This window comes from Chitinophaga rhizophila, from assembly GCF_019492185.1.
GTDB lineage: Bacteria > Bacteroidota > Bacteroidia > Chitinophagales > Chitinophagaceae > Chitinophaga > Chitinophaga rhizophila.
Map to the genome: position 1 here is coordinate 1,263,821 of NZ_JAICCF010000003.1, position 16,063 is coordinate 1,279,883.

Here is a 16,063-nt window from a genome sequence, read left to right on the forward strand (position 1 = left end):
GCAACATTCCTACCGACGAATCCCCTGTTTTTACCGACGTTATGCCCTGCATTTGCCTTTTATGGATTGAAAAGGGCTCACTGTACAAGTAGTTTTGTTAAAAATTCACCTCCCCCATGAAACACTTCAACCTGATGCTGTTAACAATGCTTTTACCACTCTGTATGATGGGTCAGCAGCGTATCTCAGGTAAAATTACTGACAGCAGAAAGCGCCCTTTACAAGGCGTGAACATCTCCATTAAAGACTCATATGATGGCGCTACCAGCGGTGCCGACGGATCGTATTCATTCACTACCGATGCCAAAGGAACACAGTATATCACTGCCACCTTATTGGGATATGCCAGCCAGGAACAGAAGATATTTATTACCGGTCCACAGGAAATCAACATCATTATGCGCAATAATGTGAACGACCTGAAAGTCGTTACTATCAGTGCCGGCAGCTTTGAAGCAAGTGATGAAGGTAAAGCAACCGTGCTGAAACCACTGGATATAGTGACTACCGCAGGTGCGAACGCTGACATTGTCAATGCACTGAAAACCCTGCCTGGTACACAGCAGACCAACGACAGAGAAGGCCTGTTCGTACGTGGCGGTACCGGTTATGAAACACAGACCTTCATTGACGGCATGATGGTACGTAACCCCTTCTTTTCAGGTCTGCCTGACCAGCCAGGACGCGGCCGCTTTTCGCCATTCCTGTTTAAAGGAACTACTTTCAGCAGCGGCGGTTACTCTGCACAGTATGGCCAGGGACTATCATCAGCCCTCATCCTGGAATCAACAGATCTTCCTCAGCGGTCCTCTTACTCACTAGGTGCCTCAGTGATTGGAGTAAGTGGTGGGCTGGAAGAACTGATGCGTGACAAGAAAGGCTCTTTCGGCGTGGAAGCAGATTATACACACCTTGGCCCCTACCTGGGTGTAGTGAAACCTACCTATGCGTTCAGTAAAAATCCTGAAATCATCGGTACTTCGGCTAACTTCCGCAGGAAAACATCTTCTACAGGGATGATCAAGTTCTACGGCTATTATAATCAGACGAATATGGGTACTATCCGTCCCAGCCTGGAATATCCGGGTTTTGAAGAACTGTTTGAGCTGAAGAACAAAAACGTCTATACTAATCTTACCTATAAAGAAAGCCTGGGCCATGACTGGAAACTCAATGCCGGATTTTCCTTCAGCTCCAATGCCGACAATATTTACCTTGACACCTTGAATAAAACAAACCCGTTGAAGGGTAAAACACAGTCACAGCTGACACAGACACGCCTCGTGCTGACAAAAGGGCTGGGACAATATTCTATCCTGCGTTTGGGTGGAGAGTATCAGTATGGCGTTGAGAAATCGAATTTCGGTGGCTGGCAGGCCAACTATGTAGATAACTATACCGCCGGATTCGCAGAAAGCGATATATATGTTACACCAAGGCTGGTAGCCCGCGTAGGAGGCAGGGTAGAATATACCTCTATTCTGGCCAAAGCAAATGTTGCACCGAGAGCGTCTCTCGCTTACCGGCTTACCGCCAATAGTCAGTTCTCACTGGCCTACGGAGACTTTTATCAGAAACCGGAACAGCAATACCTCCGCTTCAAAAATGATCTGGGATTCACTAAGGCAACTCACTATATAGCCAGCTATCAGCATGTTTCCAAGAACTATACACTGCGCGTAGAAGCCTTTTACAAGAAGTATAATGACCTGGTAAAGACAGGCAGGGATACAAGCACCAGCGGTACCGGCTATGCAAAGGGTATTGAACTGTTCTGGCGTGACAGAAAGACCATTAAGAATACTGACTATTGGATTTCCTACTCTTACCTGGATACAAAACGTAACTACCTGAACTACCCATTTGAAGTACAACCGGATTTTGCCGCCAAACATACACTGAGTATCGTGTACAAGTATTTTATCCCTGCTATTGCAACCAATCTGGGTGTTACTTATAGTTTCTCGACCGGCAGACCTTATTACAATCCGAACCTTCCGGTAGAGAAGTTCATGTCAGAAAAGACAATGACCTATAATTCTGTCGGGTTCAGTGCCAGCTACCTGACCTCCATCCGCAAAGCGTTCACCATCTTTGTACTGTCTGTTTCTAACGCGCCTAATTTCAAACAGGTGTATGGTTACCGCTACTCAACAGATAAATTACGCCGGCAGGAAATCGTACCTAATATGCCCCGGTTCGTCTATCTGGGTATGTTCATGAACTTTGGTATAGATAGAAGACAGGACATGATTAACAACTTATAAGCCCATTCCAAAACCATTCATATAAACACTCAAAATCTTTAAAATCAATTTACAATGAAGCGTATCTTATTTTCTATTTGTTTGTCAATTGGCCTGGTATCAGCCGCAATGGCCCAAAGTACACAGTATGAAGGCGCAATGACCCGCCAGGTAGCTATGCTGGATGATTCGACCAACTTTGCACCTGACAGGTTACTTGAAATAGCCAATACTTTTGAGCGTATAGGAGCAGCAGAGAAAACACAATGGTTGCCATTTTATTATGCCAGCTATTGTTATGTAATGAGCTCTTTTATGCAGAAGGATAATGATAAGGTAGACGATCTGGCAGATAAAGCAGCGGTGAATATTGAACAGGCAGAAGCTATCAGTCCGGAGAATGACGAGATTAACTGTATCAAATCACTCATCGCCACTGCGCGTATCCGGGTAGACCCGATGAACAGAGGTATGAAGTATGGTATGGAATCGGCAGACCTGCTGGTGAAGGCTAACAAGATCAACCAGGAGAATCCGAGAGTATACATGTTACAGGGACAGTCACTGTTTTATACACCAGAGCAATTTGGCGGCAGCAAGACTGAAGCAAAGAAGAAGTTTGAAGTTGCTATGCAGAAGTTCAGTTCTTTCAAGCCAGCGAGCAAAATTGCGCCTCACTGGGGAGAGGGATATACCAGAGGATTACTGGCACAGATAAAATAGAGGAAAATAAGTAATTGATACTTATAACTTATTGAATGGCAGTTATTTCTGACAGGAATGAACTGCCATTCTCTTTTCCTGGTCACCCTGCATTCCGCTGTCAGTCAGCTGTCTTATCTTTACATTGTATGTTAACAAACTAGCCTTGTAATCTGTTAACCTTGAAAATGTAAGTTCCATGAAAACTGGTGTGAATAAGCTGAGCGTGGCTTCCACTTCAGCATTGGTATTGACCTATGTTAAAAGTTTGTACGAACAAGGGTGGGGGAAAGCATACTTATCTCATATAGATTTCAGCCAGGTGAAGGGGTTGGCTGATGAACTCAGCCGGATTACTCCTTTATTCAGGGAGGCTTTGTTACTGAGAAAGCGGATGGTGCGGCAGTTGATCAGGCAGAAGATGGCGCAGCGTTCGCGTACACAGATCTGTATTTTGGCGGCGGGGCTGGATCCGTTGGCTTTGCAGATAACAGAGTACTTCCCTGACAAAGATCTGATGATCTATGAAGTAGATAGCTCGAATATGCGGGAGAAGCAGGAGATATATACAGCGATCAATTTCACAGATGAAAGAGTCCGCACATTACAGGCAGACATCAACAATACGCATCAGCTGATGACTACTTTGATAGATGCAGGGTATGATCCGGAGCAGCCGGCACTGATCATCTTTGAGGGCATTATGCACTATATCTCAGAGGAGCAGTTTCTGAGCATTATGAGGAATTTCACGACCAGGGCAAAGCAGCATGCCGTGATCATGGATTACCTGGTATATGCAGAAGGGCTACCATCAGAAGCAGTGTCAAAGGCTACAGAAATGCTGGATACGATGGAGAGTTATATCGGCAGCCGTTTACAGCAATTCAACCGGAAGAAGATATTAAACCTCTTGTCGCTATTGGAGGCAGATGTGGTGGAAGTGTATGATATGCAGTCGGCAGAGCTGACATTGGACGGGCAAAACCGGGTGTATAAGGGAGAGCGTAAGGGTATGCTGGAAATGATATCCTTTCATATATAGATATGATGAAAATAGAAAGGGAGTACGGTGTTCGTGCACGGTACTCCCTCTCTGAATATATTATCCGGCCGGATTATTCAGAAGCCAGCTCTATTTTCTTCAGCGGATTACGGGTATTCTCAGCATATGTTTCTCTCTTTTCCAGAATATCGAGGCAACTGAATATTGCCTGACGGAAAGAGTTTGCGTCAGCCAGGTTCTTACCGGCAATGTCGAAAGCGGTGCCATGGTCAGGAGAGGTACGTACAATGGGCAGACCTGCCGTGTAGTTGATGCCATGACCTGCAGCGAGTGACTTAAACGGAATCAGTCCCTGATCGTGATACATGGCCAGTACGCCGTCAAACTGTTCATGCATGTTACGTGCGAAGAAAGCGTCGGCGCTGTATGGGCCAAAGCACAGCAGTCCGTTGCCTTTAGCATGGTTGATGGCAGGAATGATTTCTTTGATTTCTTCCTGACCGATCAGGCCATCATCGCCGGCGTGCGGATTAAGACCCAGTACGGCGATACGTGGGTTGTCGATACCGAAATCTTTGATGAGGCTTTCTTTCATCATGTGCAGCTTGGCAAGGATGTTCTCTTTGGTTACGAACCTGGAGATTTCGGCAACGGGTACGTGTTCAGTCAGCAGACCAACTCTCATATTGTCGGCAGTCATGAACATGAGAACATCTTTTGCTTCAAATGCATCGCGCAGGTAAGGCGTATGGCCGGTGTAATTGAATTGTTCGCTCTGGATGTTCTTTTTATGAATAGGAGCGGTGATGAGGCCTTGAATATATCCTTCTTTCAGGCAGTCGATGGCGACGGACAGAGAGCGGGCAGCATATTTGCCACCAACTTCGTTCAGGATACCGGGGGTGATCTGTACTTCTTCTTCCCAGCAGTTATAGACATTCACCTGTTTATGGTTCAGGCGGGTAAATTCTTTAATACTCTGGTAGTTGAAGTTATTTTCATTCATCAGCTTCCTGTAGAAGTTGACGGTTTTGTTTGAAGCGAATATAACCGGTGTGCAGAACTCAAGCATTCTGTTGTCAGCAAAGGTTTTGATGATAAGTTCTGTGCCAATGCTGTTGATATCGCCAACTGTAATGCCGATAACCGGTTTATTTGGATGGGTGTTGTTACTCATGCTAAATTGAGAATAATGGGCAAATATATGAATAATAGCCGGGAAGCTGAACGGCATAACGACTGTATCTTGGAGCTTTGCTGGTAAGTTTTCCTTAATTTTGCAGGCTAATCATGTATACACTCAAAAAATCGCTGGGTCAGCATTTCCTGAAGGATGAGAATATCTGTAGGAAGATCGTGGAGGCATTACCTGTAATTCCCGGACAACAGATAGTGGAAGTAGGCCCTGGTGGGGGCGCTATTACCAAATACCTTTTACAGATTCCGGACGTACACTTTAAAGCAGTGGAGCTGGATACCGAGAAGGTGCAGTTTTTGGAAAAGACATATCCAGACATCCAGGGCAAGATCATCAATGAAAGTATTCTCGATACCCAGGTTCCTTACCAGGGCGAGTTTAGTATGATTGGTAATTTCCCTTACAACATATCTTCTCAGATCATGTTCCGGGTGCTGGAGTGGCGTGAGCAGATACCGACTGTGGTGGGTATGTTCCAGAAAGAGGTAGCATTGCGTATAGCGGCTACAAAGGGTAAGGAATATGGCATCTTAAGTGTGCTGACGCAGGCATATTACAAGGTTGAGTATTTGTTTGAGGTACATGAGAACTGCTTCAATCCACCACCCAAGGTGAAGTCAGCAGTGATCAGATTGGAGAGACTTGAGCAGCCGGTAGATATTGCCAGTGAGCGTAAGTTTTTTGTGTTGGTGAAGACGGCATTTGGTCAGCGGCGTAAGCAGTTGCGTAATCCGTTGAAAGGGTTATTTAATAAAGAAGTATTGCAGGACAGCATTTTTAATAAGAGAGCTGAAGAGTTGAGTGTGGCTGATTTTGCAGCATTATCCCATAAGATGATATGAGCAGGAAAGTATTGATCACCGCTAAGGTGCATAATTATTTGATTCAACGGCTGGAAGAAAAAGGATTTGAGGTTAGTTATCAGCCGTCTGTTACATACGACGAGGTGGTAGCAGCCATCCCGGAGTTTACCGGTATGATCGTCACTACCAGGATCAAGGTAGATAAAGACATGCTGGATCGTGCAGGGCAGTTGGAGTGGATTGGCCGGTTGGGTAGTGGAATGGAGCTGATTGATGTACCCTATGCAGAAAGTAAGGGCATCAGATGCGTAAGTAGTCCGGAAGGCAACAGAGATACGGTAGGAGAGCAGGCAGTAGGCATGCTGCTGGTGCTGATGAATAATATTCTGAAGAGTAACCTGGAACTGCGTCAGGGTATCTGGGAGCGGGATGGTAACAGAGCCACAGAACTGGGAGGCAGAACCGTCGGTATTATCGGGTACGGTAATACAGGAGGTGCATTTGCACGTAAGCTGAAAGGTTTTGACGTGGAAATACTGGCGTATGATAAGTATAAGACAGGGTTCAGCGACGAGTATGTTACCGAGGCAACGATGGAAGAGTTGTATGAGCGGGCGGATATAGTGAGCGTACATCTCCCGTTGACAGCAGAGACACACCATCTGGCTAATGCGGCTTTCTTCAGGGCTTTTAAGAAACCGATCCGGTTTATTAATGCCGCCAGGGGGAAGATTGTGAATACGGCAGATATTATTGCAGCGCTGGAAGATGAGACAATTGCAGGAGCTTGCCTGGATGTGCTGGAGAACGAGAAACTGTCTACTTATAGTGCAATTGAGAAAGAACAGTTTGAGAAATTACTCCAGTTCAGCAACGTTGTGATGACGCCGCATATAGGTGGTTATTCACATGAGGCCAGTATCAAAATGGCGCGTATTGTATTGGAGAAACTGCATATTCTCTGATAGTATGGGCTGCTCAGTCTGTTTTATTACAAATACTGTACATACGACAATATTTGTTGTATAAATCGGCGAGGTGATGTAAAAAATATTATATTTGCGATATACCAATCTTGCAACGCTTCTGTGCAAACGGAGGCGTTGATTTTTTTTCTTTATTTCAAAAACATAACGTTATGTCTGGTATAAACTACGTTACCAAAGAGACGCTGGAGCAGATGCGTGAGGAACTCACCTTCCTGAAAACCAAGGGACGCGCAGAGATAGCCAGGGCCATTGCGGAAGCGCGGGAAAAAGGTGACCTCAAAGAGAATGCGGAGTATGATGCTGCTAAAGAAGCACAAGGTATGCACGAAGCAAAAGTTGCAGTACTGGAGAGCGCGATAGCAACGGCAAGAGTGGTGGAAGCGGATTCCATTGATACCTCCAAAGTATCCATATTATGTAAGGTAACCATTACAAATCTGGCTAATAAGAAGACATTTACCTACCAGTTGGTTTCCGAGAAGGAAGCTGATCTGAAGCAGAACAAGATCTCTGTAACATCTCCGATTGGCAAGGGCCTGTTGGGCAAGGCAGTTGGTGACGTTGCGGATGTACAGGCACCTAATGGTAGTATGAAATTTAAGATTGAGAATATTACGATATAAGTAGCAGCATATTTTTGCACAAAGCCCGCCCTTGTTTCCAGCAAGGGCGGGCTTTTTTTTATAACTTTAGGCAGATTAAAACGAAACCCATGTCTGTTTTCACAAAGATCATCAAAGGAGAGATACCAAGTTACAAGATAGCCGAGAACGATAGTTTTTATGCCTTTCTGGATATATTTCCGTTAGTGAAAGGTCATACGCTTATCGTACCCAAGGTAGAAATTGACAAGTTTTTTGATTTGACGGATGATCTGCTGGGGGAGTGGTTATTGTTTGCGAAGCCTATTGCACAGTCTATAGAGCGTAACTTTCCCTGCAATCGTGTAGGTATAAGCGTGGTTGGGCTGGAAGTACCACATGCTCATATGCACCTGATACCTATCAACTCATCCGATGATATGAACTTTGCGCGGCCTAAGCTGAAGTTGACTGAGGAGGAATTTAAGGCCATTCAGCAACAGATTATAGCTGGCCTGGAACGTTAAACCGGAAACCTACTCCGTGTAGGGTTTCTAATTTGATGGAGGGGTCTGACTTAAAGTGTTTTCTGAGTTTGGTAATGAATACGTCCATGCTGCGGCCCAGAAAATAGTCATCCTTTCCCCATACGTGAAACAATATTTCTTCCCGTTTGAGTGTCTTATTTGCATTATCGCAGAGATACTTGAGCAGGTCGGCTTCTTTTTGGGTAAGTGTACTGGAGACTTCTCCGTTCTTTTCACGGAGGATGAGGTCATTATAGTCAAAGGTGAGTTTGCCTATATTGTACTGTGTGCGTTTTTCTGATGCGGTGTGAGCAGCTTTGCTCCGTTTCAGGAATACTTCAATACGCAGCAGGAGTTCCTGCATGCTGAATGGTTTGGTTATGTAATCGTCTGCGCCGGTCTTGAACCCTTTGATTTTATCTTCATCCAGTGCTTTCGATGTCAGAAAGAGAATGGGGATGAAGTCATTTTTTCTACGGATTTGTTCTGCCAGTGTAAAGCCGTCTTTTTTAGGCATAACAACATCCAGTAAACATATATCAAAGGTTCGCGACTGGAATTGTTCCCAGGCCATCTGTCCGTCTGTGCTATGTACCACGTCGTAGCCTGCTTCTTCCAGTCGTTTCTTAGTTACCGCACCAACATTCTGATCATCTTCCACCAATAGGATTCTTGCTTTCATAGCTTGTGATGCTGATTATATAAATACCATATTCATGGTGAAAAGCCCCAAGTACCTTACGGGGCATTTATGAAGATTTTGATTCAAAGTAAATACAATTTCTCAACTTCTGGAAAAACGTCAGCGTTAAACCTGGAATTATCTGTCAGACAAAATATTATCCTATAATTCTATCGGGGTGCTTTTGAAGGAATTGATCCCATCCTTTGGCTTTACGTGTATCCGGTAATACGCTTGATTCCTGAAAGTGGTGACACACGGCAACAGCGAGTGCATCGGAAGCATCCAGGTACTCAGGACGTTCATTAAAGTGTAATATTCTTTGTAACATCTGCCAAATCTGCTCTTTATCGGCATTACCATTGCCGGTAATAGACTGTTTGACTTTTTTTGGAGAGTATTCTGTAACGGGTACTCCTGCCTGCATTGCAGTGGCTATAGCTACGCCCTGGGCACGGCCAAGCTTTAACATGCTTTGCACGTTTTTACCAAAGAAAGGAGCTTCAATTGCGCAGGAAACCGGTTTGTGCAAATGTATCAGTTCATTTACACGGGCGTGTATCAGTTGTAGCCTTTCATAGTGGTCTTTATGACGGGACAGTTTGAGCACATCCATTTCCAGCAGGCTGGCTTTAGATCCCTCTACCAATATCAGTCCGTAACCCATCACAAGTGTACCGGGGTCAATGCCCAGAATTATTTTTGACTTGTTTGCCAACCACAGTTTATTTTTGCCAAAATCTTGATGTCTGAACAAAAATACCAAAATAATTCTCAATTATCTGCTGGGAGCAGTGCTTTTTACGTGGTTAGCCTATTCTATCTATACACAATTGCTGCATCAGCCCAATCTGACGGCTTCATTATGGCAGATGATGGGCACTCTCAGGAGTAAAGGCGGACTTGCCTTAGTACTTGTACTCATAGGAATGTTGTTAAACTGGGGCCTGGAAGCCCGAAAATGGCAATTACTGGTCAAGCCGTTGCAACACATATCGTTCTTTAGAGCCTTTAGCGCAGTACTCTCAGGAGTATCTTTTTCTATCAACACCCCTAACCGTATCGGTGAATATGGCGGCCGGGTATTATACCTCCGGAACAACCGCAGTAAGCTGAAAGGGATTGCTGCCACAATGGTGGGCAGCTTCAGCCAGCTAATCGTGACTATTATCTTTGGGTTAACAGGACTGTGCTATTATATCAACAAATTCCCGCTGGTTAAGGGAAATAACTATTTTGCCCCTCACTTCTGGGAGAAAATTCTGGTAGGATTGCTAATAGTTATTTGTGCCTTGGTCATATTGTTATATTTTAGACTGCAAATCATCCTGGCCATATTTGAAAAGATCCCATTGTTGAGAAAAGCCAGGATATTTGTGCAGATCATTGTTCGTTACTCAGCTGGTGACCTCGAACATCTACTCCTGCTTTCAGCCGTCAGATATGTGGTCTTCTCGGCACAGTATTTGATTTTGCTTGACACATTGGGCGTGGAGATGCTCTGGTGGCAAGGATTTTTGATGAATGCTGTTGTTTATCTTGTAATGGCCCTGGTACCTACGATCGCTATTGCGGAACTTGGACTCAGAGGAAAAGTCAGCCTGTACTTCATGGGATTACTGAGTGCCAATAGTCCGGGAATCATCGCTGCCACTGTATGCATCTGGGTAATAAACCTGGTTCTGCCAGCCATCCTGGGAAGTGTGTTGTTGCTGGGAATCAAGATTTTTAAGGAAAAATAGCTTTCATCAATGAGGTTTCTTCTACTATTAATCATTAGTCTGGCCGCTATCCGCCCTGTATCAGCGCAGAATGAATTTTGTGGACTTACGAATACCAGTTTCAAAGCCGGCGAAAGTATCACATTTAAGGTATATTATAACCTGGGCAAACTCTTCGTAGGAGCAGGGGAAGCCGTATTTACCTGTAACCTGGAAAAACTCAATGGAAGAGATGTATACCATGTTACCGGTGATGGTAAGACCTTCCGTACCTATGACTGGTTCTTTAAAGTAAGAGACAAGTACGAAAGCTACATCGATACAGCCTCCCTTCAGCCTCAGCGCTTTGTAAGGAATGTAAATGAAGGCGGTTATAAAATAAACCAGAACGTAACCTTCAATCATGCCCAGAATACAGCCATCAGTAACACATCCACACAGAAAATACCCAATTGCACACAGGATGTGATCAGCGCCATCTATTATGCCCGGAATATCAACTTTGACAAGTACAAACCCGGCGATAAGATATTCTTCAATATGTTCCTTGACGACAAAGTTTACAATATCTATATCCGTTATATCGGCAAAGAAACAGTGGAAACCAAGTTCGGGAAGTTTCGCGCTATCAAGTTTGCACCACTCCTGATACAAGGTACCATGTTCGAGGGAGGAGAGAAAATGACAGTGTGGGTAAGCGACGACGCTAATAAAGTACCCCTCCGTGTAGATAGCCCTATCTCAGTAGGTAGTATCAAAGTGGATATGGTCGATTACAAAAACCTCCGGTATAACTTCACCTCCCTGATCCGTAAGTAGCCTACCGGGTATTATCGTCCGCTTTTCACCTAATTTTAACGTTCTGTATGCAATGGCCTGTCATTTGCGGACTATAATAATACCTATATTTGTTTGCACATTAATACTTTATTGAATATGGAAGAACGTAAACCAAAGATATTGCTGGCGGAAGACGATACCAACCTGGGTATGGTCCTGAAGAATTACCTCGAACTGAATGACTACGATGTGGAACTGTGCCGGGACGGTATACTTGCACTGGCAGCCTTCAGACGCGAGAAATTTGACATCTGCCTGCTGGACATCATGATGCCCAATATGGATGGTTTTAAACTGGCAGAAGAAATCCGTGACGTTGATCCGGATATTCCGTTGTTCTTCCTGTCTGCCAAGACAATGAAAGAAGATGTTATCCACGGATATAAACTTGGTGCAGATGACTATATCTCCAAACCATTTGATAGCGAACTGCTTCTACTCAAAATAAAGGCGATACTCAAACGTAACCAGGAATTGAACAGCAAGGAGGAAGAGCAGCATGAGTTCCGTATCGGACGTTATGCATTTAATGCCCGTCTGCGTACTCTTACAAGAGATGGCGACTCGCACACCCTGTCTCCTAAAGAGAATGAATTGCTGCGTATGCTCTGCGAACATAAGAACGATCTGCTGCCAAGGGAACTTGCTCTGAAAAAGATATGGGGTAGTGATACTTACTTCAATGGTCGTAGCATGGACGTTTATATTGCCAAATTGCGTAAATACCTGAAAGAAGACCCGGATATTGAAATAGTTAATATCCATGGAAATGGTTTCCGCCTGGTAGTGAAGGACTGATCATATTACGAGAGTATAATGGAAAAGCTCCCGGCGAATGTAGTCTGAAAGACTTTCCGCCAGGAGCTTTTTGTTTGTAGCAAAGCATATCAGAGATGTAATGAAACTTTTACTTATTGAAGATGAACCATCGGTTGTATCATTCATACGCCGCTACCTCACTGAGGCCGGGTATGATGTAAGCGTAGCACTGGATGGGCATTCAGGATTACAAATGGCAACAGAATACAGCTTCCAGCTGATCATTCTGGATGTCATGCTACCAGGTATGAACGGGATTGCCGTTTGTAAAGCTCTGCGTAAACAACAGATGACTACTCCAATCCTTATGCTGACCGCACTTGGATCTACAGAGAATGTCGTAGCCGGCCTAGATAGTGGCGCTGATGATTACCTGGTAAAGCCATTCAAACAGGCAGAGCTACTTGCGCGTATCCGGTCACTATTACGCCGTAATAACGATGCGAACGTCACTGTTGCTACTACTGCCATACAGAATAATAGCAATGTACTGAAGGTGGCCGACCTCGAACTGGACCTGAACACCAAAAGCGCCAGCAGGTATGGAGAAAACATCACCCTGACTGCTACTGAATACAGGTTACTGGAATATATGATGCGCAATCCCCGGCGTGTACTGTCAAGGATGGAAATACTGGAGAACGTATGGGGGGTTGACTTCAACATGAATACCAAAGTGGTAGATGTATACGTCAACTACCTCCGGAAAAAAGTAAATCGTAAAGATCAGCCGGCACTGATACAAACGGTGGTCGGTATGGGATACATGCTCAAAGAAGAAGAATGACCATACGTAATAAGATATTAGGCCTGTTTACAGGACTTACTGTCTCCATCATTGTTATGATGGTAGCGTTTGCCTATTTTCTTATTAACAGACAGTCTTTTGACGACTTCTACAAGCGGCTTGAAATCAGAGCCTATATTGCCGCTCGTGCCCGCCTTACAACAGATGAAGGGAATAGTGCGGCATATGCAGAAATCAGGAATGAACACCTGGAACGGCTACCGCATGAAAAGGAATATTTCATCCGGCTGGATACTATAGGCAAGCCCCCCAGGTATCCTGACCTGTCCCCTCTACGCTCAGGATTTTATGATAAAATAAAGGCCTTTGGAAAAGCCACTTACCGGTATAAGGATACATTCTTCCAGGGAGTACTGTTCGAGAATGAGGCCGGCAGATATATTGTAATTGTCTCTGCCAGTAATGTATATGGTAAAGAATTTATGACCGAGCTGAGAAGAACACTACTCATCTGCCTGATACTTGCCGCTGTGGTAATAGTAACAGCCGGGTTGTTCTTCTCCCGCTATATCCTGCAACCTGTACGCCAGATAACTGCCCGTGTAAAGAATATCCGCGCGCATAATCTACATTTACGGTTGGACACGCCTGACAGTGATGATGAAATGAGTGAGTTGTCTCTGACGTTCAACAATATGCTGGACCGCTTGGAGACTGCCTTCGAGACACAAAATAACTTTGTTAGCAATGCCTCTCATGAACTTGGCACACCCTTAACTACTATTATTGGAGAGGCAGAGCTGGCACTCAATAAAAAGCGATCTGACGAACAATATCAGCAATCATTATCTGTGATATTAAGGGAGGCGGAAAGACTGGAACATATTACAAAAAGCTTACTGAATCTTGCACAGACCGGTTTTACCGATAAGAAGCAACGACTGGAGAAGATCCGTACAGATGAGTTGATCTTTACAGTAAAAGAAACCATTGATCGTATTAACCCGGAAAATCAGGTAGAAATTGATTATTCGATGCTACCGGAGGAGGAAGATAAACTCCTCATATTAGGCGACCCACAGTTATTGCAACTGGCACTTAGCAACATTGTCCAGAACGCCTGCAAATATTCTGACAACCGCCCTGCTACTATAGCCTTGGCTGCTACTGATAACGATAACGTTATTATCATTAAAGACAATGGTATTGGCATTCCTGCCCAGGATCTGCCATTTATCTATGATCCGTTCTTCCGTGCATCTAATACCAGTGGATATAAAGGATATGGTATCGGATTACCGCTTGCGCGTAATATTGTACGCCTGCATGGGGGGAATATCATTGTAAACAGCTGGGAGGATCAGGGCACTGAAATCCGTATAACCCTGCCTACATATAAGCGTCCAGTGTGATTTCTTACTGATTTCTTACCGTTTTATGAAGACTTTCTTACCAGATGCCGGTTTTCTTACGGCATTTTTACTTTCTTTTTAACTGCTTTTTATCTCCTATTTACCTGTTACTAATCTCGTGCTGGTAACTTTGTATCAAATGAATTACCAATGAAGCACGTATTGATTCCAACAGATTTTTCAATTAGATCTCTGCGGGTAGTACACGGTGTTGTTGAACGCTTTGGTGGTGAACCGCTTAATCTAGTATTAATGCATGCTATAGAAATGCCTACTTCTATCATGGATCTGATGATGCTTTCGAGGAGAACATCTCACCATGACCTGATCACGGCTGACTATAAAGATGCTTGCGAGATCATAAAGAACAAATATGCCTCTGTTATTCAGTCAATGAAAACAGAATTTCTAATAGGGAACGGAAAAGGAGTATTCAGAAACTTTCTGCTGTATCACAATATAGATATCATAGCGTGTGCAGCAAAGGAGGAGTTCCGTAAAGCTGGTCCGAACAGTTTCAATCCTGCGGAGTTGATCAGAAAAAGCAAATATCCTGTGCAGCAAATACCGTTGACGCCAAGAAAGGAGAAGTACCTGGTGTCCGCAATGTCGGAGTTGTTTGAGGCATAGAAACAATTAAACCGTTACAAGATGTTACTGAAAAAGAACATCCCGTTGAAGTACGTTTTAGGGAAAATCAAATTTGAGATCCTGCTCGTAGCGGTATATACCTTGGTCATTGTAGTGCTGCACGACAGGTTCAACCTTAAGCACATGGCAATTCCATTGTCAGTGCCAATGATAATGGGAACTGTAATATCCCTTTTGCTGGCCTTTCGCTCCAACCAGGCATATGACCGTTGGTGGGAAGCAAGAACAGTATGGGGAGGAATAGTGAACGATTCCCGGTCTTTTGCCAGGCAAGTGCTATCCTTTGTGGACGAAACTTCTTACGATTCAGAAGAGGTCAGTCATTTCAGAGAAAGAATGATACGCCGTCAGATAGCCTGGTGTTATTCTCTCAGCCAGTCTCTACGAGGACTGGACGGCAAGGAGGGACTTGAACGCTATATTTCCAAAAGGGAAGTTTCACAAGTCTCCAGGTATGCTAATGTTCCCATGGCATTACTTGAGTTGCATGCCCGCGACCTGAACTATGCATTAAAGCAGGGATGGGTGAACGAATATCAGCAGGTAGCGCTGGACCAGATGTTGACGCGCTTTAGTGATGGAATGGGTAAATGTGAGCGTATTAAGAACACCGTGTTCCCGGCGACTTACAGCTTATATATTCATTTTGCACTGAACTTCTTTATACTGCTGTTGCCGTTTGCATTGATAGAGTACTTTGGCCTGGTGGAAGTACCGCTTGTAGTAGCCATCGCAGCTTCTTTTCTACTGATAGAAAAGATGGCGATTCATCTGCAGGATCCGTTTGACAATAAACCTACGGATACACCAATGACAGCTATCTCAAGGACTATTGAGCGAGATCTGAAGCAGATGCTGAATGATCATCAATTGCCGGAGACGACTGTGAATAACGAACAAACATTCTACATTATGTAATAATAATAGCTGTACAACCTACACTTACTCTGTTGGAGGAGGGATAGCGTTCTGGCGTATTTTGAACATCAGATTAATCAAAGATTCAGGAAGGGAGAAATATTGCGCCAGACGCGGTCCTAACATGGATATAGAGTGTTATATGGAGGAAACAAGTAAGGGAGCTTTTGCTCCCTTAAGTTTTTTTATACAGTTCCTGTATTTTCAGTGTAAAAGCTAT

At 44.2% G+C, this 16,063-nt stretch carries 17 protein-coding genes; 14 read left to right on the forward strand and 3 right to left on the reverse strand.

Features of this window, described 5'->3' with window-relative positions:
- Positions 1-116 precede the first annotated feature (116 nt).
- From K1Y79_RS19730 to K1Y79_RS19740, 3 genes are all read left to right on the forward strand, one after another.
- Complete coding sequence (locus tag K1Y79_RS19730; RefSeq protein ID WP_220251876.1) at positions 117-2,267, forward strand: TonB-dependent receptor; 2,151 nt, start codon at positions 117-119, stop codon at positions 2,265-2,267.
- 54 nt (positions 2,268-2,321) lie between these two features.
- Entirely contained in the window at positions 2,322-2,969 is a 648-nt protein-coding gene (locus K1Y79_RS19735; protein ID WP_220251877.1) for a hypothetical protein, read from the forward strand.
- Positions 2,970-3,147: 178 nt separating this feature from the next.
- On the forward strand, positions 3,148-3,993 hold the full coding sequence (locus K1Y79_RS19740; protein ID WP_220251878.1) for a class I SAM-dependent methyltransferase: 846 nt from the start codon (positions 3,148-3,150) through the stop codon (positions 3,991-3,993).
- 73 nt (positions 3,994-4,066) lie between these two features.
- Here K1Y79_RS19740 and pdxA read toward each other — a convergent pair whose 3' ends face one another.
- A complete protein-coding gene (pdxA, locus tag K1Y79_RS19745) occupies positions 4,067-5,131 on the reverse strand; it encodes a 4-hydroxythreonine-4-phosphate dehydrogenase PdxA (protein ID WP_220251879.1) in 1,065 nt (354 codons plus the stop codon).
- 113 nt (positions 5,132-5,244) lie between these two features.
- Between pdxA and rsmA the strand changes: the two genes are divergently transcribed.
- The 4 genes from rsmA (at position 5,245) to K1Y79_RS19765 (ending at position 8,052) form a co-directional block, all read left to right on the forward strand.
- A complete protein-coding gene (gene rsmA, locus K1Y79_RS19750) occupies positions 5,245-5,994 on the forward strand; it encodes a 16S rRNA (adenine(1518)-N(6)/adenine(1519)-N(6))-dimethyltransferase RsmA (protein WP_220251880.1) in 750 nt (249 codons plus the stop codon).
- Positions 5,991-6,920, forward strand: a complete 930-nt coding sequence (locus K1Y79_RS19755) for an NAD(P)-dependent oxidoreductase (RefSeq protein ID WP_220251881.1) — start codon at positions 5,991-5,993, stop codon at positions 6,918-6,920. Before rsmA ends, K1Y79_RS19755 begins: the two co-directional genes overlap by 4 nt.
- A 173-nt stretch (positions 6,921-7,093) precedes the next feature.
- A complete protein-coding gene (gene greA / locus K1Y79_RS19760; RefSeq protein ID WP_220251882.1) occupies positions 7,094-7,567 on the forward strand; it encodes a transcription elongation factor GreA in 474 nt (157 codons plus the stop codon).
- An 89-nt stretch (positions 7,568-7,656) separates the two neighbouring features.
- The gene (locus K1Y79_RS19765) at positions 7,657-8,052 is read left to right on the forward strand and encodes an HIT family protein (RefSeq protein WP_220251883.1); all 396 of its coding nucleotides are present in this window, start codon (positions 7,657-7,659) and stop codon (positions 8,050-8,052) included.
- On the opposite strand, the gene K1Y79_RS19770 is transcribed toward K1Y79_RS19765, so the two are convergent.
- Together K1Y79_RS19770 and ruvC are read right to left on the reverse strand one after the other, a co-directional pair.
- A complete protein-coding gene (locus K1Y79_RS19770) occupies positions 8,030-8,734 on the reverse strand; it encodes a response regulator transcription factor (protein ID WP_220251884.1) in 705 nt (234 codons plus the stop codon). The two genes, K1Y79_RS19765 and K1Y79_RS19770, sit on opposite strands and share 23 nt — an antisense overlap.
- A 157-nt stretch (positions 8,735-8,891) precedes the next feature.
- On the reverse strand, positions 8,892-9,452 hold the full coding sequence (gene ruvC, locus K1Y79_RS19775) for a crossover junction endodeoxyribonuclease RuvC (protein ID WP_236059704.1): 561 nt from the start codon (positions 9,450-9,452) through the stop codon (positions 8,892-8,894).
- 76 nt (positions 9,453-9,528) lie between these two features.
- Between ruvC and K1Y79_RS19780 the strand changes: the two genes are divergently transcribed.
- From K1Y79_RS19780 to K1Y79_RS19810, 7 genes are all read left to right on the forward strand, one after another.
- Entirely contained in the window at positions 9,529-10,476 is a 948-nt protein-coding gene (locus K1Y79_RS19780) for a lysylphosphatidylglycerol synthase domain-containing protein (protein ID WP_220251886.1), read from the forward strand.
- 9 nt (positions 10,477-10,485) lie between these two features.
- The gene (locus tag K1Y79_RS19785) at positions 10,486-11,274 is read left to right on the forward strand and encodes a DUF3108 domain-containing protein (protein ID WP_220251887.1); all 789 of its coding nucleotides are present in this window, start codon (positions 10,486-10,488) and stop codon (positions 11,272-11,274) included.
- 117 nt (positions 11,275-11,391) lie between these two features.
- Entirely contained in the window at positions 11,392-12,093 is a 702-nt protein-coding gene (locus tag K1Y79_RS19790; RefSeq protein ID WP_162333794.1) for a response regulator transcription factor, read from the forward strand.
- 100 nt (positions 12,094-12,193) lie between these two features.
- Positions 12,194-12,901, forward strand: coding sequence for a response regulator transcription factor (locus K1Y79_RS19795; protein ID WP_220251888.1), 708 nt, complete (start codon positions 12,194-12,196; stop codon positions 12,899-12,901).
- Positions 12,898-14,274, forward strand: a complete 1,377-nt coding sequence (locus tag K1Y79_RS19800) for a HAMP domain-containing sensor histidine kinase (RefSeq protein WP_220251889.1) — start codon at positions 12,898-12,900, stop codon at positions 14,272-14,274. The genes K1Y79_RS19795 and K1Y79_RS19800 overlap by 4 nt, the downstream gene beginning before the upstream one ends.
- A 150-nt stretch (positions 14,275-14,424) precedes the next feature.
- Positions 14,425-14,904 (forward strand): hypothetical protein, encoded by a 480-nt coding sequence (locus tag K1Y79_RS19805; RefSeq protein WP_220251890.1) that lies wholly within the window; start codon positions 14,425-14,427, stop codon positions 14,902-14,904.
- Positions 14,905-14,925: 21 nt separating this feature from the next.
- Positions 14,926-15,843 carry a bestrophin family protein gene (locus K1Y79_RS19810; RefSeq protein WP_220251891.1) on the forward strand — a complete coding sequence of 306 codons (918 nt, stop codon included), beginning with the start codon at positions 14,926-14,928 and terminating at the stop codon, positions 15,841-15,843.
- Positions 15,844-16,063: the final 220 nt, after the last annotated feature.